Raw genomic sequence first — 19,073 nt, 5'->3', positions numbered from 1 at the left:
CTCTCCTTTTTAACGTCCCGTTAACCATGTCGCCGGACTTCGTCGCGATCTGGACCCCAATGCGGCAATCTCGGGATCTTTGTTGCACATCCTGGACTCAGTTGGCGCAGGCGGCAGCTAACGACGGCGCGGGACCGGTGGACGAGAGGCAAGAGAGGTCGCGCTCCGCTTTGCTGAAGGCCGTTGCACGGAAAGCGCGGTCGTTTGGGGCCGTGCGCGCCGTGGCCACAAGATCTGGTCAGCGCTGCGCGCGCGCCATGAAGGCCAGCCGCTCGAACAGATGCACGTCCTGTTCGTTCTTCAGCAGCGCGCCGTGCAGGCGCGGCAGCGCGGATTTCCCGTCGCGCCTGAGGTCTTCCGGAGACAGATCCTCGGCCAGCAGCAGCTTCAGCCAATCCAATACCTCGGACGTGGAGGGCTTCTTCTTCAGCCCGGCCGTGTCGCGCAGTTCGTAGAATTGCGTCAAGGCCGTGGTGAGCAGCGCGTCCTTGATGCCCGGATGGTGGACGGCGACGATCTTGCGCATCGTCTCCATGTCGGGAAAGCGGATGTAGTGAAAGAAGCAGCGCCGCAGGAAGGCGTCCGGCAGCTCCTTTTCATTGTTCGAGGTTATGATGACGATGGGGCGGATCCGTGCCTTCACCGTCTCGCCCGTCTCGTAGACGTGGAATTCCATCCGGTCGAGTTCCTGCAGCAGGTCGTTCGGAAACTCGATATCGGCCTTGTCGATCTCGTCGATCAGCAGGACGGAGCGCTCGGTCGCGGTGAAGGCCTGCCACAGCTTGCCGCGCCGGATGTAGTTCGACACGTCGTTGACCCGCGCGTCGCCCAGCTGGCTGTCACGCAACCGGCTGACGGCGTCGTATTCGTAAAGCCCCTGCTGCGCGCGCGTCGTGGACTTGATGTGCCATTCGATCATCGGCATGCCCAACCCCGCGCTGACCTGCCGGGCCAGTTCCGTCTTGCCGGTCCCCGGCTCTCCCTTCACCAGAAGGGGACGTTCCAGCGTGATCGCCGCATTGACCGCCATGGTCAGGTCATCGGTCGCGACATAGGCATCGGTGCCGGTGAAGGGGGTGGTCATGGGTAATCTCCTGTCGTTTGGACGCAGGGTGTGGCCATGGCCTGCCAAGGGCAAGCGGAAACCGCGTTAGAACCAGATAAGCAAAGGTTAAAATCCCCCCGTTTATGGGGGTGACAGCCTCGCCCTATGGGCGTAAATGTCCGCCAATCAAGAGGAGACGGCCAGATGTCCGGGGATGCTTTTTTCAAGATGACTGGCACACATGGGGAACGTGAAATGAAAGCCGAGACCTTTCTGCCGGACGACTACCGCCCAGCCGAGGACGAGCCGTTCATGAACGAGCGGCAGGTCGAATACTTCCGCCGCAAACTGCTGAACTGGAAGGCCGATCTGCTGGAAGACAGCCGCGACACCGTCGCCGGGATGAAGGACCAGACCCGCAACATTCCCGACGTGGCCGATCGCGCCAGCGAGGAGACCGACCGGTCGATCGAACTGCGCACCCGCGACCGTCAGCGCAAGCTAGTCAGCAAGATCGACGCCGCTTTGCGTCGCATCGAAGAAGGCGAGTTCGGCTATTGCGTCATTTCCGGTGAGCCGATCAGCCTCAAGCGTCTCGACGCGCGCCCCATCGCCACCATGACGCTGGAGGCGCAAGAGCGTCACGAACGACGCGAGAAGGTGCACCGCGACGACTGACATGATCGCGCGATCCCATGTCGCCGTGATCGGCGGCGGAATCGGCGGACTTGCATCAGCGCTGGCCCTTGCAAAGCAAGGCGCCAGCGTTTGTGTTTTCGAACAGGCCCCCCGCATCGCAGAGGTCGGCGCCGGCCTGCAGATCACGCCGAACGGCGCCCGCGTGCTGGATTGGCTCGGTCTGGGGGATGCGTTGCAGATCAATGGCGTGCAGGCCGAAGCTGTCGTGCCGACCGATGGTCTGACCGGCCACGCCATCACCCGGTTCGACTTGTCGCGGCAGGTACCGCCCTACCGCTTCGTCGCCCGGTCTGACCTGATCGACAGTCTGGCTACCGCCTGCCGCAACCGCGGGGTGGAGATCATCCTCGGCCACCGGGCCGAGGAATTGCCGGATGCCGACCTTGTGGTCGGGGCAGACGGCATCCGGTCGGTGACGCGGGACCTGTTGAACGGCGCGGCAGCGCCGCAGTTCACCGGTCAGGTCGCATGGCGCGCGACGATTCCCGGCGATCATCCGCCGGAGGCGCGGATCTGGATGCTGCCGCTTCGTCACATCGTGACCTATCCGCTTCGCGGGGGGCTGGTGAACATCGTGGCAGTGCAGGAACGTAGCCACTGGGCGGACGAGGGATGGCATCACGCCGACGATCCCGCGAACCTGCGCGACGCCTTCGCCGACGCCTGCGGACCGCTTCAGACCCTGCTGATGCAGGTCGAGCGACCACACCTCTGGGGCTTGTTCCAGCATCCCGTGGCGCTGCGCTGGGTCACGGACCGGGTCGCACTGGTTGGCGATGCGGCTCATCCGACTCTGCCTTTCCTCGCGCAGGGCGCCAACCTCGCGCTGGAGGATGCGGCCGTGCTGGCGCGGCTTCTGGCGCTGCACGGCCTGGCAGAGGGGTTGCCGCGCTATCAGGCCGTGCGCCAGCCGCGCGTATCCCGCGCGATCCGGGCGGCCAGTGCCAATGCCGCGAACTATCACCTGCGGGGACCGCGCCGGATGGTAGCGCACTTGGGATTGCGCGGACTGGGGCGGATCGCGCCGGATGCCTTCATCGGACGAATGAACTGGCTTTACGGCTTCGACGCCACGGCCTAGGGCCAGTTGCGACCAGCCTGAGCCGTGACGTTTTCCAGAACCTCAAGCGTCAGATAGTCGACACGGAACACGTCGCGCCCGATGCGGTAGTAGACCCAGCCGTCCCTGACCGGGGGCAGACCGTACCATGTGGCGTCCATAACCATGGAATAGGTGCCCGGTTCGAGCTTGTCGCCGATCTTGACTAATGGGGGTGGCGGTGCGGGTGCCTTGACCGTCTTGGCGCCCGAGACGCCTTGACCGAAAGCCACGCCGCAACCTGCACCTGTGATCGCCATAGCACATTGCGCCCCGGACTGCGATGCACAAGCGGCAAAAGCGATCGCAAGCAGGACGTTACGAGGCGACGTGCAGGTCATGCGGCAAGATCGACCCAGACCGGCACGTGATCGCTCGGCTTTTCGCGACCGCGCACCTCCTTCTGGATCGAGCAGTCGCGCAACAGGTCGGCACATTGCGGCGTCAGCAGCATGTGGTCGATCCGGATGCCGTCGTTCTTGTCCCAGGCCCCGGCCTGATAGTCCCAGAAAGAATAATGCCCGGGTCCGGCGGTGCGGCTGCGGAACGCCTCGGTGAAGCCGAGGTTCATGATCCGGCGGAACGCCGCACGGCTGTCGGGGCGAAACAGTGCATCCTCACGCCATGCATCGGGACGGGCCGCATCTTCGGCCTGCGGAATGATGTTGTAGTCGCCTGCCATCAGCGCCGGCATTTCCTCGGCCAGCAGCGCCACAGCCCGAGCATGCAGTCTGTCCATCCACGCGAGCTTGTAGTCGAACTTCGGCCCCGGTGCCGGATTGCCGTTGGGCAAATACAGACAGCAGATTCGCACGGCGGTGTCGCCTACCACGGTCGCCTCGATCCAGCGGGCCTGTTCGTCGGCGTCGTCGCCGGGCAGTCCGCGAGTCACGTCCTCCAGCGGCAGCTTCGACAGGATGGCGACGCCGTTGAAACCTTTCTGACCGTGGGTCGCGACGTTGTAGCCGAGGTCTTCGATGATCTGTCTGGGAAAGCCGTCGTCGACGGATTTGATCTCCTGCAAAAGCGCCACATCCGGGGCGCTGTCCTGCAGCCAATGGGTAAGGCCCTCGATCCGGGCCTTCACGCCGTTGATGTTGAATGTCGCGATCTTCATGTGCCGTCCCTTTTTGCCGCCACGCTAGGCCGGCGGGCCGGGCGGCACAAGGTCAGCGCTTGTCCCGGACCCGGACGGCGACGCGCACCGGCTGATCCGCCATCTGACCGGCGGCGACGGCCGCAATGCCGGCAAGGATGGTGATGGCGATGATGGCAGTCATGGCAGTCTCCGTCTGGTCAGATTATGTTGTAGCAACGGGAATCGGGGAAAGATAGTTCCACAGTGCCGTTCACGTCAGATTGAAAACGATGTCCCGCAGCCGCAGGATGATGTGGCATTCGGGTTCTCGATCACGAAACGGGCGCCGATCAGTTCCTCGGAAAAGTCGATGACGGCAGAGGCGAGGAACGGCAGCGACACGGAATCTATGACCACCGTCTCACCCTCGGCCTGCAGTTTCAGGTCGTCGTCCTTGGGGTCGTCGAGGGCGATCTCGTACTGAAAGCCGGAGCATCCGCCGCCTTCCACGGCGATCCGCAAAGCCTTGCCCTGGGCGGCAGCGCCGATCTCGGACAGGCGGCCGAAGGCGCGCGGTGTGACAGTCGGGGGAAGGGTGAGCATCTTGCACCTATCGGTTGCGGATCGAGTCCAATATAGGAAGGCAAACCGCAGGTCACAAGCAGGCAAGACATGGCAGCCCCCTACGCGACAGACCCCGCCACCGCGCGCGGGCGGCTTTATCCTGAAGAGGAGAGCCATTTCCGCTCGCCCTTTCAACGGGATCGCGACCGGATCATTCACGCGAGCGCGTTCCGGCGGCTGAAGCACAAGACGCAGGTCTTCATCGAGCACGAGGGCGATTATTTCCGCACCCGGCTGACCCATTCGATAGAGGTGGCGCAGGTGGCGCGCACCGTGGCCGCAGCGCTCGACCTGAATGTCGAACTGACCGAGGCCGTGGCGTTGGCGCACGACCTTGGCCACACGCCCTTCGGTCATACGGGAGAGGAGGCGCTCGACCGACTGATGCAGCCCTACGGCGGCTTCGATCACAACGCGCAGGCACTGCGCATCGTGACGGAGCTGGAGCGGCACTACGCCGAATGGGATGGCCTGAACCTGACGTGGGAAACACTCGAGGGCATCGCCAAGCACAACGGCCCGGTGCCGAAGCCCTATCCCTGGGCGCTGACCGCATACAATGCGCGTCACGATCTGGAACTGGACACTCATGCGAGTGCCGAGGCACAGGTTGCGGCCCTGTCCGACGACATCGCCTACAATAACCATGACTTGCACGACGGTCTTCGCGCAGAACTCTTCAGCACGGACGAGCTGGCGGACCTGCCGGTGCTGAAGGACTGCTTTGCCCGCGTCGATGCGAAATACCCCGGCCTGAACTATTATCGCCGCCGACACGAGGCCCTGCGCCGGTTCTTCGGCGTGCTGGTGGAGGATGTCATCGACGTCAGCCGCGCGAACCTTTCGGCGTTCGATCCGAAATCGGTGTCCGACATCCGCCATGCCGGGCGCATGATGATCCAGTTCACGCCCGCGCTGTGGTCCGATCTGAAGGTGATCCGCCAGTTCCTCTTCGAACGGATGTACCGCGCGCCTGCCGTGGTGGACATGCGGATCGCGGTCACGCAGATGATCGACGAGCTGTTTCCTTTCTACCTGCATAATCCGGGCGAGCTGCCGAAGCAATGGCGCAAGGAAGTTGCGGAAGCGCGTGACGATTTGACCTTGGCACGGATCGTCGCGGACTACATCGCCGGGATGACCGACCGTTTTGCAATTCAGGAACATGCCCGTCTGATCGGCGGCACCGACGTTCCGCCAGGAGTGACCGATGGCCATTGAAACCGCACCGGGCGCCTTGTCCCCGGTGATCGCGATCGCCCTCGTGGGCGGTCTGGGTGTGGGCAGCCAGTGGCTCGCCTGGCGCCTGAGGATGCCCGCCATCGTGCTGATGCTGGTCGCGGGCATCGTGATCGGCCCGGTGCTGGGCGTCTTCGACCCCGCCCGCGACATCGGTCCGCTGATGGAGCCGATCATCGCCATCGCCGTGGCGATCATCCTGTTCGAGGGTGGTCTGACGCTGAACTTCCACCAGCTGCGCGATGCCGCCGTCGGCGTGCGGCGCCTTGTCTTCGTAGGCGCGCCGCTGGGCTGGCTGCTGTCGGCGCTGACGCTGCATTTCGGGGCAGGGCTGTCATGGTCATCGTCCTGGGTCTTCGGCGGCATCTTGATCGTCACCGGCCCCACGGTCATCGCACCGCTGCTGCGCACGGCACGCCTGTCGAAGCGCCCCGCGAAGCTGCTTCAATGGGAGGCGATCGTGAACGATCCCCTCGGCGCCATGGCCGCCGTGCTGGCATTCGAGGTCGTGCTGGTCCTGAACCGGGCAGAGACGATGGGCAGCGCGCTGCTGGATCTGGTCGTCGGCATCGCCGTCTCCATCGCGATGGGGCTGGCGGCGGGCTACGGTCTGGCCGCGGCGTTCCGGCGCGGCTATGTGCCTGAATACATGAAGGTGTCGATCCTGTTTGCGTTGCTGCTGGGGATCTTCGGAATTTCCGATGCCGTCCTTCACGAAAGCGGCCTGCTGGCCGTGACTGTCATGGGCATCGTGATCGCCAATGCCAACCTGCCCAGCTACGAGGAACTGCGCAGGTTCAAGGAGCATGCGACGATCCTGCTGGTGTCCGGCGTGTTCATCCTGCTGGCGGCGAATCTCGACTTCGCGGCGCTGGAACTGCTGACGTGGCGGGCGGCGATCTTCCTCGTGCTGATCATTTGCGTCGCGCGGCCTTTGACGGTTTTCGCCTCATTGCTGGGGTCGGGCGTGCCGTGGCGCGAACAACTGCTGATTGCCTTCACCGGCCCGCGCGGTGTGGTGCTGGTCGCAGTGGCCGGCCTCTTTGCCGAACGTCTGCTGGATCTGGGGTTCGAGGATGCGGCGCTGATCGGGCCGCTGGCTTTCGTGCTGGTGGCGGCCACGGTCGTGCTGCACGGCTTCACCCTGAAACCCTTCGCCCGGTTTCTGGGGCTGGCGGGGGCGGACAATCCCGGCGTGGTCATCATCGGCGGATCGTCATGGACGACAGCGCTGGCAGAGGCGCTGGTCAAGGCAGAGGTTCCGGTCCTGATGACCGACCCGAACTTCGGTCACCTGCGGGCGGCGCGGTCGGCAGGCATCGCCACCTATTCCGGCGACATCCTGTCCGAAGGGGCTGAACAGCGGCTGGAACTTGTCAGCTATGCCACGCTTCTGGCGGCAACGGACAACGATGCCTACAACACGCTCGTCGCCACTGACCTTGCTCCGGAATTCGGCCGCGAGAACGTGTTCCAGATCGCGCGGACCAAGACGGACTCGGCCCGGCACATGCTGCCTGCGACGCTGGGCGGCCGCCCCTTCGGCCATGGTGCCACCTTCGACGAGATGACCCGCCACATCGCGGAGGGATGGACATTCCGCGTGACCCGTCTGACCGAGGAGTTCGGGTTGAAGGAATGGTCGGAGAAGCGTCCCGCCTCTCACCTCATGGCGCGTATTTCTCCGGCCGGAGAGTTCAAGATGGTGAACGACATCGCAGAGATGCGTGGGTTGCCCGACACCCGCATCATCGCCCTGCGCCCGCCAGAGGTCGAAGGCGGCGTGACCTTGCCGCAGCCGCCTGCGTCGACCTGACGCGGCGCGCCGTTGACCTCTGCGGTGGCGGTGGTATGACCGCCGCACACCTGAACGGAAGCCCTGTGCCATGAACATCTTCGCCGATCTGCGCGCCCTCGTCATCGCCACCCTTGGCGAGATGGAGCGAGACGGCCTGCTGCCGGCGGGGCTGTCCACGGACGCGGTGTCGGTGGAACCGCCTCGCGACGCGGGCCTCGGCGACATGGCGACCAACGCCGCGATGGTGCTGGCGAAACCCGCGGGCATGAAACCGCGCGAGATCGCCGACGCGCTGGCGACCCGCCTGACCGCCGATCCGCGCGTTGTGAGCGCAGAGGTCGCAGGCCCCGGTTTCCTGAACCTCCGGCTGGCCGATACGGTCTGGCAGGCGCTCATCGTGGACGCCCTGACTGACCCCGGTTTCGGGCGCGGCACGCTGGGCGCCAATCAGAAGGTGCTGGTCGAATACGTCTCTGCCAATCCCACCGGGCCGCTGCATGTCGGCCATACGCGGGGTGCCGTCTTTGGCGACGCGCTGGCCAGCCTGCTGGACTACGCGGGCTACGACGTGACCCGGGAATACTACATCAACGACGGCGGCGCGCAGGTCGATGTCCTCGCCCGGTCCGTCTACCTGCGCTACCAGGAGGCGCACGACCTCAGCGTCGACTGGCCCGAGGGCACATATCCCGGCGACTACCTGATCGAGGTGGGCGAGGCTTTGAAGGCCAAGGTCGGCGACATCTGGCTGGACCAGCCGGAGGACGTCTGGCTGGAAGAGGTCCGGCTGTTCGCGACCGAGGCGATGATGGACCTGATCCGCAAGGATCTGGCCAAGCTGAACATCACCATGGACAACTCCTATTCCGAGAAGTCGCTTTACGGCACCGGCAAGATCGAGAAGGCGATCGGACGGCTGGATCAGGCTGGTCTGATCTATCGCGGCACGCTGGAACCGCCCAAGGGCAAGATGCCCGAGGACTGGGAGCCGCGCGAGCAGACGCTGTTCAAGTCGACCGAACACGGCGACGACGTGGACCGCCCGGTGCAGAAATCCGACGGCGCCTGGACCTATTTCGCGCCCGACATCGCCTATCACTACGACAAGATCGAACGCGGGTTCGACGCGCTCATCGACGTCTTCGGTGCCGACCACGGCGGCTACGTCAAGCGGATGAAGGCCGCCGTTTCGGCCCTGTCCGACGGTCGCGTGCCGCTGGATGTCAAGCTGACGCAACTGGTGAAGCTTTACCAGAACGGCGAGCCGTTCAAGATGTCCAAGCGGGCAGGGACCTTCATCACCCTGTCTGACGTCGTGGACGAGGTCGGCGCCGACGTCACCCGGTTCCACATGCTGACGCGCAAGAACGACGCGCCGCTGGATTTCGACTTTGCCAAGGTCACGGAACAGTCCAAGGACAACCCGGTCTTCTACGTGCAGTACGCCCATGCACGTGTGAATTCCGTCCTGCGCAAGGCGGCAGAGGCGGGGATCGCCGTGGACGATGCGACGCTGGCGGGCGCCGACCTGTCCGGCCTGACCCACCCGGCAGAGCTTGCGATCGCGCGGAAAGTGGCCGAATGGCCCCGCATGGTCGAGATCGCGGCCCGTGGTCACGAGCCGCACAAGATCGCGTTCTACCTCTACGATCTGGCGTCCGACCTGCACGGACTCTGGAACCTCGGCAACAGCGACACAAGCCTACGGTTCATTCAGGATGGCGACAATGCCACATCACAATCCAAGATCGCCCTGATCCGGGCCGTGCAGGTTGTGATCGCCGCTGGTCTGGGTATTCTTGGCGTCACACCGGTCGAAGAGATGCGCTAAGCATCCAGGATGACCAGAGGCACAAGCGGGTCGCGCGAACCCGCGAAAAAGACGAGGCAGTAATGGCAGCTTTTGACGAGGTGAATGCACCCGGCCGTCTGACGGACGTGGCTGGTCGCTATACGCAATACGCCGGCGCTGCCGTCAGCCTGACGCTGATGATCGGTGTCGCCGTCTGGGGCACCCAGACCATCCTGCGCGACGTCAGCGGCGTGCCCGTCGTGCGCGCGATGCAGGGCGACATGCGCGTCGCACCCGAGGATCCGGGCGGCGATGTCGCCGACCACCGCGGCCTTGCCGTCAACACCGTTGCCGCCGTGGGCGAGGCGGCAGCCCCCGAGGATACGCTCACCCTCGCGCCGCGGACCTTCGATCTGGCCGAGGAGGATCTGGAAACCGCACCCCTGACCGCCGCCACCCCCGACCCGGTAGAGACCGCTCAGGCCACCGCCGCAGCACCCGCGGCGCCCACCGGTCCGATGACCGCTGACGATATTCTGGCACTGGCCGACCAGATTTCTGCCGGGATCACGCCGATGGCTGCGTTGGAGCCGGTTGCCGACGAGGATACCGAAAGCCCCGTGATGACCGTCGACGGTGAAGAGGTCGATGGCACCGACATCGAGAACATCGATGCCGAAGATCCGATCGCGCTGGCCCTGGCCGAGGCTATGAACGCCGATGTCGCCGCCCCCGCAGCCGACGTGCCTGCCGGCGGATTGCAGTCCGTCATCCGTCCGATGGCCCGCCCCCTGCGCGCCATGCCCGCCGTGGCGACGGCCAGCGATCTTGCGCCCGCCGTCGTGACCGTTGCCGCCGTTACCCCGCAGGACACGGCAGCCCTCGTCGTCACCGATCCCGCCACACCGGCGGCCCTGCCGTCAGAGGCTCTGCTGACCGACGCGATGCCTGTGGGCACGAAGCTGGTGCAGCTCGGCGCCTTTCCCTCGCCCGCGGATGCGGCGCAGGAATGGGATCGCCTTGTCGGCCGTTTCGGCGAGGTTCTGGCAGCCAAGACCCGCGTGATCGAACCTGCCACGACCGGCGGCTCGACCTTCTACCGCCTGCGCGCCAGCGGGTTCGACGCGCTGGAGGATGCGCGCGCCTTCTGCGAGACGATGGAAGCGGGCCGCACGGTCTGCACTCCGGTCGTTGTCCGCTAACGCCACGATCTTCGGCCTGTCCGGTCCGGTCCTGACCGGGGCTGAACGCGCGTTCTTTCGCGACGTGGACCCCTGGGGCTTCATTCTCTTCGCCCGCAACGTGGAAAGCCCCGACCAGCTGCGCGCGCTGACCGCAAGCCTGCGCGAGGCCGTGGGCCGGAATGCGCCCGTGTTGATCGATCAGGAAGGCGGCCGTGTGCAGCGCCTGCGCAGCCCGCACTGGCGCGAATACCTTCCGGCCCTCGATCAGATGGCCCGTGCCAGCGATTCGATGCGGGCCCACTGGTTGCGCAACCGCCTGATCGCCGCCGAACTGCACAACGTCGGCATCGACGTGAACTGTGCCCCTCTCGCCGATCTGGTAGAGGCGCAGACCCACCCCGTCCTGCGCAACCGCCTGTCCGGCGAAACAGCCCCCGTGGTGATCGAGGCGGCGCGCGTTTGCGCCAGTGCCTTCGTCGCCGGCGGCGTGCTGCCGGTGCTGAAGCATATCCCCGGCTATGGTCGGGCCAGCGTGGACAGCCACCTGAGCCTGCCCACCGTCACCGCCCCGCGCGCGGATCTGGAGTCGCGTGATTTCGCGCCCTTCAAGGCGCTGTCCGACATCCGCATGGGCATGACCGCGCATATCGTCTTTTCCGACATCGACCCGAACGCGCCCGCCACGACATCCGCCCCGATGATGCGGGCGATCCGCGAAGACATCGGCTTTGGCGGTCTGATCATGACCGACGACATCGGGATGGAGGCGCTGTCCGGCACCCCCGCCGCCCGCGCCGCGGCCAGCATCGCCGCTGGATGCGACATCGTCCTGCATTGCAACGGCGATTTGTCGGAAATGCCCGCGGTGGCCGAGGCCGCGGGCCCCCTGACCCCCACGGCGCAGGCCCGCGCCCTTCATGCGCTGGCGGAACGCCAGCCCCCCCAGCCGATTGACATCGACGCCGCCGTCCGCGAACTTGAAACGCTTCTTAGCTAAGGTCGGAACGGATGGCACAGGGTCAGGACGAAGCGGGGCGCGACAGCGTCGCCGACCGCATCGCCGAAGAGGCGCTGATCGTCGACGTCGGTGCCTACGAGGGGCCGCTCGACCTGCTGCTGACCCTGTCGCGGACGCAGAAGGTCGATCTGCGCAAGATTTCGATCCTCGAACTGGCCCGGCAATATCTGGCCTTCGTCGAACAGGCCAAGCGGCTGCGGCTGGAACTGGCCGCCGACTACCTTGTCATGGCCGCCTGGCTCGCCTTTCTGAAATCCCGCCTGCTGCTGCCCCCGGATTCCGCGGACGAGGGGCCGACGGGCGAGGAACTGGCAGCGCACCTCGCCTTTCAGCTGGAACGGCTGGAGGCGATGCGCAACGTCGCCGCGCGGCTGATGGCCCGCGACCAGCTGGGCCGCGACATCTTTGCCCGCGGCATCACGCAGGACGTGACCCGTGTGCGCCGCGTGACCTATACGGCGACTCTGCTCGACCTGATGCAGGGCTATGCCCGAATTCGCACCCGCGACGATTTCCGCCCCTTCGTCATGGACCGCGACAACCTGATGACGATGGAGCAGGCGCTGGACCGGATGCGGCACCTGATCGGCTTCGCCGGCGAATGGACGGATATCGCCAGCTATCTGCCGCCGGAATGGGATCACGATCCCGTCCGTCGCCGCACCGCCACCGCGGCGCATTTCGCGGCCTCGCTGGAACTCGCCAAGGAAGGCCGGATCGAGATTCGGCAGGGCGACACCTTCGCCCCGATCCATATCCGCAAGCGGCTGCCGCGCGATGTCTGAACCCCGCGACAGCCTGTTCGAGGCACCGCCCATGGCCGAGCAGGAGCGCATGGTCGAGGCAATCCTGTTCGCCACTGCCGAGCCGGTGACCCTGCCGCAGCTCGCGGGCCGGATGCCGCACGGTTGCGACCCCGCCGCGGCGCTGGCGCTGGTGCGCAAGCGGTTTGCCGGGCGGGGCGTACATCTGGTCCGCGTCGGCGAGGCCTGGGCCTTTCGCACCGCTCCCGACCTCGGCTTTCTGATGAGCCACGAAATCGTCGAGACCCGCAAGCTTTCCCGCGCAGCGATTGAGACGCTGGCCATCGTCGCCTATCACCAGCCCGCTACCCGCGCCGAAATCGAGGAGATTCGCGGCGTCAGCGTCAGCCGCGGCACGCTCGACCAGCTGATCGAGCTTGACTGGATCCGCCTTGGCCGCCGCCGGATGACGCCGGGCCGGCCCGTCACCTTCATCGTGACGCAACACTTCCTCGACCATTTCGGTCTGGAGTCCGCGCGCGACCTGCCGGGGCTGAAGGAACTGCGCGCCGCGGGCTTGCTGGACAGCCGTCCGCAACCCGGCACCGAGGTCGAGGACGCCGATCAGGCCGGTCAAAACGACCTCTTCGAGGACGACGCCTGACACGGATTCATCTGTGCCAATACGACGCAAAATTAAATGGCATTTTATCTGTTAAATCTGTCTTGACCAAATCGACGCATCGTCCCGGGACCGACCACCGAGGAGGCGCGACCGATGTCCAGACTGAACGAACCTTTCGACCCGGCCCACGACCGCGCCGGCGCGGTGCGATGGGTGCAGGCCCGCAAGTTCACATGGGCCGCCGCCATGGCCGCCTTTGCGTTTGCCGGCCTGATCGTGAACCTCGGCCTGCAGGCTCACTGGACATCCTTCGACCGCGTCACCTCTGCCGCGACGCATCCCGCAACGGCACTTGGCCTGATCATGCTGGCAGCGGCGATGGTGCAGACGCCCTTTGCCAACGGCAAACCGGGGCAGGCGACGTGGCTGACCGCCGGCGCCGCTGCCGTCGTCCTGACGTGGCTGGTGTTCGGGATCAGGGGGGCGGATCCTCTGTCCGGCTGGCTGCCGATGCGGGGCAGGGTCAGCGTGGATACCGCAACCGCGATCCTGCTGCTGTGCCTGTCCACGATCCTGCGCCACCGCACCCCACGCATCGGGATCGGCTGTCTGGTGTGCTTTCTGGCGATCCTGCTGAACGCAATCGTGGCGATGACCTATGGTGTCAGGCATTTCGGCGGTCAGATGGCGCCGCCGACGCTGGCGTCACTGTGCAGCGGGGCGGTCTGCGCCATCGCCCTCTACGCCGTACACCCGGTCGTGCGCATTCTCATGCTGACCTCTCAGGTCGGCGTGCGGACGCGGTACATGGCGGCTGTCGGCACCTGCGTGCCATGGCTGGCCGGCATGTTCCTCTATCACGTCTGGGGTGTCACGCGTGACGGCTACCAGATCGAGGCGATACTGATCGCCCTCATCATCGCATCCACGATCCTGCTGTCCATCGCCTCTGGCTACCAGCACCAGATCGCCGACGAGTTGCGTCGCGCCGCGGAACTGCGGCTGGCGGAACAGGCGGTGACCGACGGTCTGACAGGGCTGCGCAACCGGGCCGGCCTGACCCAGATCCTGCGCCGTCGCATGGCTGACCTGCGCGCCACCGGCAAGACGGCCTGCATCGTGCTCTTCGACCTCGACCATTTCAAGACGATCAACGACACTCACGGCCACGATCAGGGCGACCGTGTGCTGCAAAGCATCGCCCGCGCCCTGCCGCCCTTGCTGCGACAGGGCGACGTGCTGGGCCGCTGGGGCGGCGAAGAATTTCTGCTGATCGCCGACGCCCGTCAGGAGGAGGAGCTGAAGCAACTGGTGGAGCGGTTGCGCATCGCCATCTCCGACCTGTCGCGCCAGAAATCCGCGAACTGCAAGACCGGTGGCTTCCGTATCAGCGCGTCCTTCGGTGTCAGCGCGCTCCGCGACACGGATACGAGTTTCGAACAGGCGGTGAAGCGCGCCGACGAGGCGCTTTATGCGGCGAAGGACGGCGGGCGCAACTGCATCGCCTTCGCGCTCGCTTACGACAAGGTGGCCTAGGCCGTCAGCGCGGCGCGAAGTGCTTGGACAGTTTCAGGCCCTGACCCTGATAGTTCGACGCGATTCCCGCACCGTATAGCGCGTGGGGATGCGACGACATCCGTTCGTAGACCAGACGTCCGACGATCTGGCCATGCTCCAGCACGAAGGGGGCCTCGTGGCAGCGCACCTCCAGAACACCACGCGACCCGGTGCCGCCCGCATCCGCCCAGCCGAAGCCGGGATCGAAGAAGCCGGCATAGTGGACGCGGAATTCGCCGACCATCGCCAGATAGGGCGCCATCTCGGCCGCCTGCAGGGGTGGGATGGCGATCGCCTCGCGACTGACAAGGATGTAGAAGGCGCCGGGGTCGAGGATGATCCAGCCGGTGTCGGTATGGACCTCCTCCCAGTAGTCGCTCGGGGCGTAGTGTCCCAGCTTCGACAGGTCGACGACGCCCGTATGCGGCTTGGCGCGGTAACCGATCAGCGTGCCGGTGGCGGGGCGCAGATCGACGGAAAAGCCCAGACCGTCCGAAATCACCGGATCGGTGTCGACGATGGGGGTCTTTTCGTGCAGCGCCAGCAGATCGGCGTCCGACATCACCGTCTGGCCCTGCCGAAAGATCATCTGGTTCAGCATCTGCCCCGGCTGTGCCACGACGGAAAAGCTGCGCGGACAGATCTCCACATACAGCGGTCCGGTATAGCCTGCCGGTACCCGGTCGAAGGCGGTGCCACGGTCGGTGATAATGCGTGTCAGCAGATCGAGGCGCCCTATCGAGGACTTGGCGCTGGCGGCGGCGGTCATGCCGGGCGGCAGGGCCAAAGCCTCTTGCAGGGGCACGACATAGACGCAGCCCTTTTCCAGAACCGCGCCGCCGGTCAGGGGAACCGCATGCATGGTGAAATCGGCCAGTCGCTCCTCGACCGTGCGGGTGCCGCCCGCAAGGAACGACGCGCGCACCCGGTAGGCCACGTCGCCCAACCGCAGGTCGAGGGAGGCGGGCTGGATCTGTCCCTGCGCAATGGGCTGGCGTGCGGTGATGGCACCCGCATCGATCAGTTGTGCGATCTGGTGATCGGCCAGTACGCCGGATGCAAAATCAGTCATGCGCCATTCCCCTGCATCACATAGCAAAACGCCCGCGGCGCGGGGCCAGCGGGCGGTTTGTTTGGTCGGGCTAGCAGGACTCGAACCTGCGACCTTCCGTCCCCCAGACGGACGCGCTACCAGGCTGCGCTATAGCCCGACTGAGGGCTGTTTACCCGATATGGGGCAGAGGGCAAGGGCCGATTTGCGCCGGCGCGCGGGTATTTTCAGCCCGCGGTCATCGCGGCGTGGACACGCCCCAGCCGGTCCACCACCGGCGCCAGAGCGGCCCTGCGCGCCGCCGACAGGTCGCGGTTCATCCGCCCCAGATCGGCGAGGACGCGAGAGGGCACGTCCGTCCGCGGCGCCGGATCGGGCGGCAGGTCAAGGGAGGGCGCCGTCTCTTCGATTGGGGCGAGAGATGCAGATTCCCCGTCGTCGGCGGGTGCGACCTCGTCATAAAGCTGCGACCCGGTCTCTTCAGATGGGTTCGCATCCGGCAGATGAGCGTCCACCGGCTCCGGCGCGTCGAAGTCCGGCGCATCTGGTTCCACCAGTTCGGGCTCGCCCATGTCGGGCAAAGCCGTGTCCGGCGTTTCTTGTCTGGCGGGTACCTCGAAGGGCAGCGGCACCACATTGTCCGAAGCGTCGGTGCCCTCCGCCGAAGGCGCGTCGCGCAACGCGTCCGCTTCGGTCATGCGGGGGGCGGTCGGCGGTGCGGCGACGGCATCGATGACCTCGCCCGTCTCCGCATCCTCGGGCTGGCCCATGGCCATCACGACCTTCACGCCGCGTTCGCGCAACATCTTTTGCGCGCCCTTGATGGTCATGCCCTGATCGTGCAGCAGCGCCTTGATGCCGCCCAGCAGCGCCACGTCGTCGGGACGATAATAGCGGCGCCCGCCGGCCCGTTTCACCGGTTTCACCTGCGTGAACTTGCTTTCCCAGAAGCGCAGGACATGCGCTGGCGTATCAAGCTGGTCGGCGACTTCTGATATGGTGCGAAAGGCGTCTGGGGCCTTGGCCACGCGCGTCTCCCTCAGGTCTTGTTGCCGGCGGCAACCTTGTCCTTCATCAGGTGGCTGGGACGGAACGTCAGCACACGCCGGGGGTGGATCGGCACTTCTTCGCCGGTCTTCGGATTGCGACCCACGCGAGCCGCCTTGTCGCGGATCGAGAAGGTGCCGAAGGAGCTGATCTTCACCTGCTCGCCAGCGACCAGCGCATCGGACATGTGCTGCAGGACGCTCTCGACCAGCTCGGCACTTTCGTTGCGGGACAGGCCCACCTGCGTGTGCACGGCGTCGGACAGATCCATCCGGGTCAGTGTCTTGTCGGTCATGGCTTCCCCCAAAGATTTCGTGAACAGTATGTGAGAGCCAAATTGAAAGTCAATATCAGGCGGTTGCGGGACGTTGGTGACAGGCGGGAATCACCAGCGCAAAACAACCGATCCCCAGGCCAGCCCGCCGCCGATCGCCTCTGTCACCACAAGGTCGCCGCGCTTGATCTGGCCGCGGTCGCGCCCGACGGACAGCGCCAGAGGAATCGATGCGGCAGAGGTGTTGCCATGATCCTGCACGGTCACGACGACCCGGTCCATGCCGACGCCCAACTTCTTGGCGGTGGACTGGATGATGCGGATATTGGCCTGATGCGGCACGACCCAGGCGACGTCGTCGGGACCAAGACCCGCCTTCGTCAGCGCCGCCTCAGCGGTGGCGGCCAGCTTCTCGACCGCGTGACGAAAGACTTCCTTGCCCTCCATCCGCAACTTGCCGGTGTTCTGCGTGGCGACACCCCCGTCGACATAGAGCAGGTCGCGGTAGCGCCCGTCGGAATTCAGGTCGGTTGCGAGGATGCCGCGGTCGGCTGGCGTGCCTGCGCCGTCGTCTGCCCCGAGGATCAGCGCCCCCGCGCCGTCGCCGAACAGCACGCAGGTGCTGCGGTCGGTCCAGTCCATGATCCGGCTGAATGTTTCCGCCCCGATCACCAGCACCCGCCGCGCTTGACCCGAGATGATCAGTGCGTTGGCGTTGGCCAGTGCATAGACGAATCCCGCGCAGACGGCCTGCACGTCATAGGCGAATCCGGTCGTGTTGCCGATCGCCTCCTGCACCATGGTCGCGGCAGAGGGGAAGGTCATGTCGGCGGTCGAGGTGGCGAGGATGATCGCGTCGATGTCTGACCCCTGCATTCCCGCGTCGGCGAGTGCGGCCTTGGCCGCGCGCGACGCGAGATCGGAGGTGGTCTGCCCTTCGGCAGCAAAATGGCGGCGCTCGATCCCGGACCGGCTCTTGATCCACTCGTCGCTCGTGTCCAGCGTTTCGGCGAACCAGCTGTTCGGCACGATCCGGTCCGGCAGGTAGTGCCCGACCCCCAGAACGACGGCGCGGCGGGTCATGCGGGCTCTCCTCGTGTCGGCGCGGTGCCGGTATCATGGGGCAGGGCGCCCGCCAGCCGCGCCGCCAGCTTTTCGGAAAAGCCCTGATCCGCCAGCCGGTGCGCGAGGGAAATCGCTGCCGCGACGCCGGTGGCGTCGGCGGACCCGTGGCTCTTGATCACGGTCTTGGACAGGCCAAGGAACACGCCGCCGTTGACCCGGCGCGGATCGACGCGCTTTTTTAGTGCGTTCAGTGCGCCGCGGGCCATTAGGGCGCCCAGCATCGACAGCGGCGTCCGGCGCAGAGAGGCGCGCAGCAGGCCGGAGATCAGGTTCGCGATTCCTTCGCCGGTCTTCAGGGCGACGTTCCCGGTGAAACCGTCGGTCACGATCACATCGCAGACGTCACCGGGCAGGTCGCCACCCTCGACGAAGCCGACGTATTCGAAATCGCCCTTGGTGGCGGCGGATCCGATCAGTTCATGCGCGACCTTCAGTTCGGCCCGGCCCTTGTGTTCTTCCGTGCCGACGTTCAGCAGGCCGACGCGGGGGCGCTTGAGGTCGAAGGCATTGCGGGCGTAGGACGTGCCCATCAGCGCATAGATCAGCAGGTCGTCCTGATCGGCGCGGATATCGGCCCCGGCATCCAGCATGACATTGAAGCCCTGCGGATTGCGTGATGGCCAGAGGCAGGCAATGGCCGGGCGGTTCACGCCGTCGACCTTGCGCAGGCGCAGCATCGACATCGCCATCAGGCCGCCGGTATTGCCGCAGCTGACGACGACGCCCGCCTCGCCGTTGCGGACGGCGTCGATGGCCGACCACATGGACGTGGCCTTGCCCTGACGCACCACGAGGCTGGGCTTGTCGTGCATCGTCACCACGTCGGTCGCGTCGCGCAGCGTGACCTTGTCCGTCAGACCGTGACGGTCAAGCAGCGGCGTCAACTCTGCTGCGCGGCCGTGCAGGATGACCTGCGTGCCGGGTTTCTTCTTCAGAAACAGCGCAAGGCCCGCAACCACGGTTGCAGGCCCATTGTCGCCGCCCATGGCGTCGATCGACAGAACGCGCGACGCATCGGTCCCGTTCAGGGTCGTCCCCGTCTGGGTCATGGTCACGCCTTTCCGCTGGTCAGGGT

The 19,073-nt window shown here is 65.8% G+C and carries 19 protein-coding genes and 1 tRNA gene; 10 read left to right on the top strand and 10 right to left on the bottom strand.

What is annotated here, in order from left to right; genetic code table 11:
* Window positions 1-238: 238 nt before the first annotated feature.
* Window positions 239-1,084: an AAA family ATPase gene (locus tag BUA54_RS04385; protein ID WP_072855938.1), complete on the bottom strand. Its 846-nt coding sequence runs from the start codon at window positions 1,082-1,084 to the stop codon at window positions 239-241.
* A gap of 216 nt (window positions 1,085-1,300) precedes the next feature.
* Here BUA54_RS04385 and dksA point away from each other — a divergent pair, with 216 nt between their 5' ends.
* Together dksA and BUA54_RS04375 are read left to right on the top strand one after the other, a co-directional pair.
* Window positions 1,301-1,723, top strand: coding sequence for an RNA polymerase-binding protein DksA (gene dksA, locus BUA54_RS04380; protein ID WP_072856150.1), 423 nt, complete (start codon window positions 1,301-1,303; stop codon window positions 1,721-1,723).
* 1 nt (window position 1,724) lies between these two features.
* Window positions 1,725-2,825, top strand: coding sequence for an FAD-dependent oxidoreductase (locus BUA54_RS04375; protein WP_072855937.1), 1,101 nt, complete (start codon window positions 1,725-1,727; stop codon window positions 2,823-2,825).
* On the opposite strand, the gene BUA54_RS04370 is transcribed toward BUA54_RS04375, so the two are convergent.
* The 3 genes from BUA54_RS04370 to BUA54_RS04360 all read right to left on the bottom strand — a co-directional run bounded on the left by BUA54_RS04370 (window position 2,822) and on the right by BUA54_RS04360 (window position 4,524).
* The gene (locus BUA54_RS04370; protein WP_143155333.1) at window positions 2,822-3,076 is read right to left on the bottom strand and encodes a hypothetical protein; all 255 of its coding nucleotides are present in this window, start codon (window positions 3,074-3,076) and stop codon (window positions 2,822-2,824) included. The two genes, BUA54_RS04375 and BUA54_RS04370, sit on opposite strands and share 4 nt — an antisense overlap.
* A 104-nt stretch (window positions 3,077-3,180) precedes the next feature.
* Window positions 3,181-3,960: an exodeoxyribonuclease III gene (gene xth, locus BUA54_RS04365; RefSeq protein WP_072855935.1), complete on the bottom strand. Its 780-nt coding sequence runs from the start codon at window positions 3,958-3,960 to the stop codon at window positions 3,181-3,183.
* Between the two features lie 237 nt (window positions 3,961-4,197).
* Window positions 4,198-4,524: a HesB/IscA family protein gene (locus BUA54_RS04360; RefSeq protein ID WP_072855934.1), complete on the bottom strand. Its 327-nt coding sequence runs from the start codon at window positions 4,522-4,524 to the stop codon at window positions 4,198-4,200.
* Between the two features lie 69 nt (window positions 4,525-4,593).
* On the opposite strand from BUA54_RS04360, the gene BUA54_RS04355 reads away from it, so the two are divergent.
* The 8 genes from BUA54_RS04355 (at window position 4,594) to BUA54_RS04320 (ending at window position 14,480) form a co-directional block, all read left to right on the top strand.
* Window positions 4,594-5,766, top strand: a complete 1,173-nt coding sequence (locus BUA54_RS04355; RefSeq protein WP_072855933.1) for a deoxyguanosinetriphosphate triphosphohydrolase — start codon at window positions 4,594-4,596, stop codon at window positions 5,764-5,766.
* On the top strand, window positions 5,756-7,600 hold the full coding sequence (locus BUA54_RS04350; protein WP_072855932.1) for a cation:proton antiporter: 1,845 nt from the start codon (window positions 5,756-5,758) through the stop codon (window positions 7,598-7,600). The genes BUA54_RS04355 and BUA54_RS04350 overlap by 11 nt, the downstream gene beginning before the upstream one ends.
* A 70-nt stretch (window positions 7,601-7,670) precedes the next feature.
* Window positions 7,671-9,413: an arginine--tRNA ligase gene (argS, locus tag BUA54_RS04345; RefSeq protein ID WP_072855931.1), complete on the top strand. Its 1,743-nt coding sequence runs from the start codon at window positions 7,671-7,673 to the stop codon at window positions 9,411-9,413.
* Between the two features lie 62 nt (window positions 9,414-9,475).
* Entirely contained in the window at window positions 9,476-10,576 is a 1,101-nt protein-coding gene (locus BUA54_RS04340; protein WP_072855930.1) for an SPOR domain-containing protein, read from the top strand.
* Entirely contained in the window at window positions 10,566-11,555 is a 990-nt protein-coding gene (locus BUA54_RS04335; RefSeq protein WP_072855929.1) for a glycoside hydrolase family 3 N-terminal domain-containing protein, read from the top strand. The genes BUA54_RS04340 and BUA54_RS04335 overlap by 11 nt, the downstream gene beginning before the upstream one ends.
* Before the next feature lie 11 nt (window positions 11,556-11,566).
* Entirely contained in the window at window positions 11,567-12,361 is a 795-nt protein-coding gene (locus tag BUA54_RS04330; RefSeq protein WP_072855928.1) for a segregation and condensation protein A, read from the top strand.
* Window positions 12,354-12,983: an SMC-Scp complex subunit ScpB gene (gene scpB, locus BUA54_RS04325; RefSeq protein WP_072855927.1), complete on the top strand. Its 630-nt coding sequence runs from the start codon at window positions 12,354-12,356 to the stop codon at window positions 12,981-12,983. The genes BUA54_RS04330 and scpB overlap by 8 nt, the downstream gene beginning before the upstream one ends.
* 114 nt (window positions 12,984-13,097) lie before the next feature.
* Complete coding sequence (locus BUA54_RS04320; RefSeq protein ID WP_072855926.1) at window positions 13,098-14,480, top strand: GGDEF domain-containing protein; 1,383 nt, start codon at window positions 13,098-13,100, stop codon at window positions 14,478-14,480.
* 4 nt (window positions 14,481-14,484) lie between these two features.
* On the opposite strand, the gene BUA54_RS04315 is transcribed toward BUA54_RS04320, so the two are convergent.
* The 6 genes from BUA54_RS04315 to plsX form a co-directional block, all read right to left on the bottom strand.
* Complete coding sequence (locus tag BUA54_RS04315; protein ID WP_072855925.1) at window positions 14,485-15,573, bottom strand: 2'-deoxycytidine 5'-triphosphate deaminase; 1,089 nt, start codon at window positions 15,571-15,573, stop codon at window positions 14,485-14,487.
* A gap of 62 nt (window positions 15,574-15,635) precedes the next feature.
* Window positions 15,636-15,712 (bottom strand) — tRNA-Pro (locus BUA54_RS04310).
* 67 nt (window positions 15,713-15,779) lie between these two features.
* The gene (locus BUA54_RS04305; protein ID WP_072855924.1) at window positions 15,780-16,580 is read right to left on the bottom strand and encodes a MerR family transcriptional regulator; all 801 of its coding nucleotides are present in this window, start codon (window positions 16,578-16,580) and stop codon (window positions 15,780-15,782) included.
* Window positions 16,581-16,591: 11 nt separating this feature from the next.
* On the bottom strand, window positions 16,592-16,894 hold the full coding sequence (gene ihfA / locus BUA54_RS04300) for an integration host factor subunit alpha (RefSeq protein ID WP_072855923.1): 303 nt from the start codon (window positions 16,892-16,894) through the stop codon (window positions 16,592-16,594).
* Window positions 16,895-16,984: 90 nt separating this feature from the next.
* The gene (locus BUA54_RS04295) at window positions 16,985-17,956 is read right to left on the bottom strand and encodes a beta-ketoacyl-ACP synthase III (protein WP_072855922.1); all 972 of its coding nucleotides are present in this window, start codon (window positions 17,954-17,956) and stop codon (window positions 16,985-16,987) included.
* Window positions 17,953-19,047: a phosphate acyltransferase PlsX gene (plsX, locus tag BUA54_RS04290; RefSeq protein WP_072855921.1), complete on the bottom strand. Its 1,095-nt coding sequence runs from the start codon at window positions 19,045-19,047 to the stop codon at window positions 17,953-17,955. The genes BUA54_RS04295 and plsX overlap by 4 nt, the downstream gene beginning before the upstream one ends.
* Window positions 19,048-19,073: the final 26 nt, after the last annotated feature.

Source organism: Loktanella atrilutea, from assembly GCF_900128995.1.
Lineage (GTDB): Bacteria > Pseudomonadota > Alphaproteobacteria > Rhodobacterales > Rhodobacteraceae > Loktanella > Loktanella atrilutea.
The sequence above is the reverse complement of the archived record's forward strand: the minus strand, read 5'-3'. Positions and strand labels throughout refer to the sequence as shown.

Coding starts and splice junctions, on each gene's coding strand:
- BUA54_RS04385 (WP_072855938.1), bottom strand. CDS start 1,084: ATGACCACCCCCTTCACCGGCACCGATGCCTATGTCGCGACCGATGAC.
- dksA (WP_072856150.1), top strand. CDS start 1,301: ATGAAAGCCGAGACCTTTCTGCCGGACGACTACCGCCCAGCCGAGGAC.
- BUA54_RS04375 (WP_072855937.1), top strand. CDS start 1,725: ATGATCGCGCGATCCCATGTCGCCGTGATCGGCGGCGGAATCGGCGGA.
- xth (WP_072855935.1), bottom strand. CDS start 3,960: ATGAAGATCGCGACATTCAACATCAACGGCGTGAAGGCCCGGATCGAG.
- BUA54_RS04360 (WP_072855934.1), bottom strand. CDS start 4,524: ATGCTCACCCTTCCCCCGACTGTCACACCGCGCGCCTTCGGCCGCCTG.
- BUA54_RS04355 (WP_072855933.1), top strand. CDS start 4,594: ATGGCAGCCCCCTACGCGACAGACCCCGCCACCGCGCGCGGGCGGCTT.
- BUA54_RS04350 (WP_072855932.1), top strand. CDS start 5,756: ATGGCCATTGAAACCGCACCGGGCGCCTTGTCCCCGGTGATCGCGATC.
- argS (WP_072855931.1), top strand. CDS start 7,671: ATGAACATCTTCGCCGATCTGCGCGCCCTCGTCATCGCCACCCTTGGC.
- BUA54_RS04340 (WP_072855930.1), top strand. CDS start 9,476: ATGGCAGCTTTTGACGAGGTGAATGCACCCGGCCGTCTGACGGACGTG.
- BUA54_RS04330 (WP_072855928.1), top strand. CDS start 11,567: ATGGCACAGGGTCAGGACGAAGCGGGGCGCGACAGCGTCGCCGACCGC.
- scpB (WP_072855927.1), top strand. CDS start 12,354: ATGTCTGAACCCCGCGACAGCCTGTTCGAGGCACCGCCCATGGCCGAG.
- BUA54_RS04320 (WP_072855926.1), top strand. CDS start 13,098: ATGTCCAGACTGAACGAACCTTTCGACCCGGCCCACGACCGCGCCGGC.
- BUA54_RS04315 (WP_072855925.1), bottom strand. CDS start 15,573: ATGACTGATTTTGCATCCGGCGTACTGGCCGATCACCAGATCGCACAA.
- ihfA (WP_072855923.1), bottom strand. CDS start 16,894: ATGACCGACAAGACACTGACCCGGATGGATCTGTCCGACGCCGTGCAC.
- BUA54_RS04295 (WP_072855922.1), bottom strand. CDS start 17,956: ATGACCCGCCGCGCCGTCGTTCTGGGGGTCGGGCACTACCTGCCGGAC.
- plsX (WP_072855921.1), bottom strand. CDS start 19,047: ATGACCCAGACGGGGACGACCCTGAACGGGACCGATGCGTCGCGCGTT.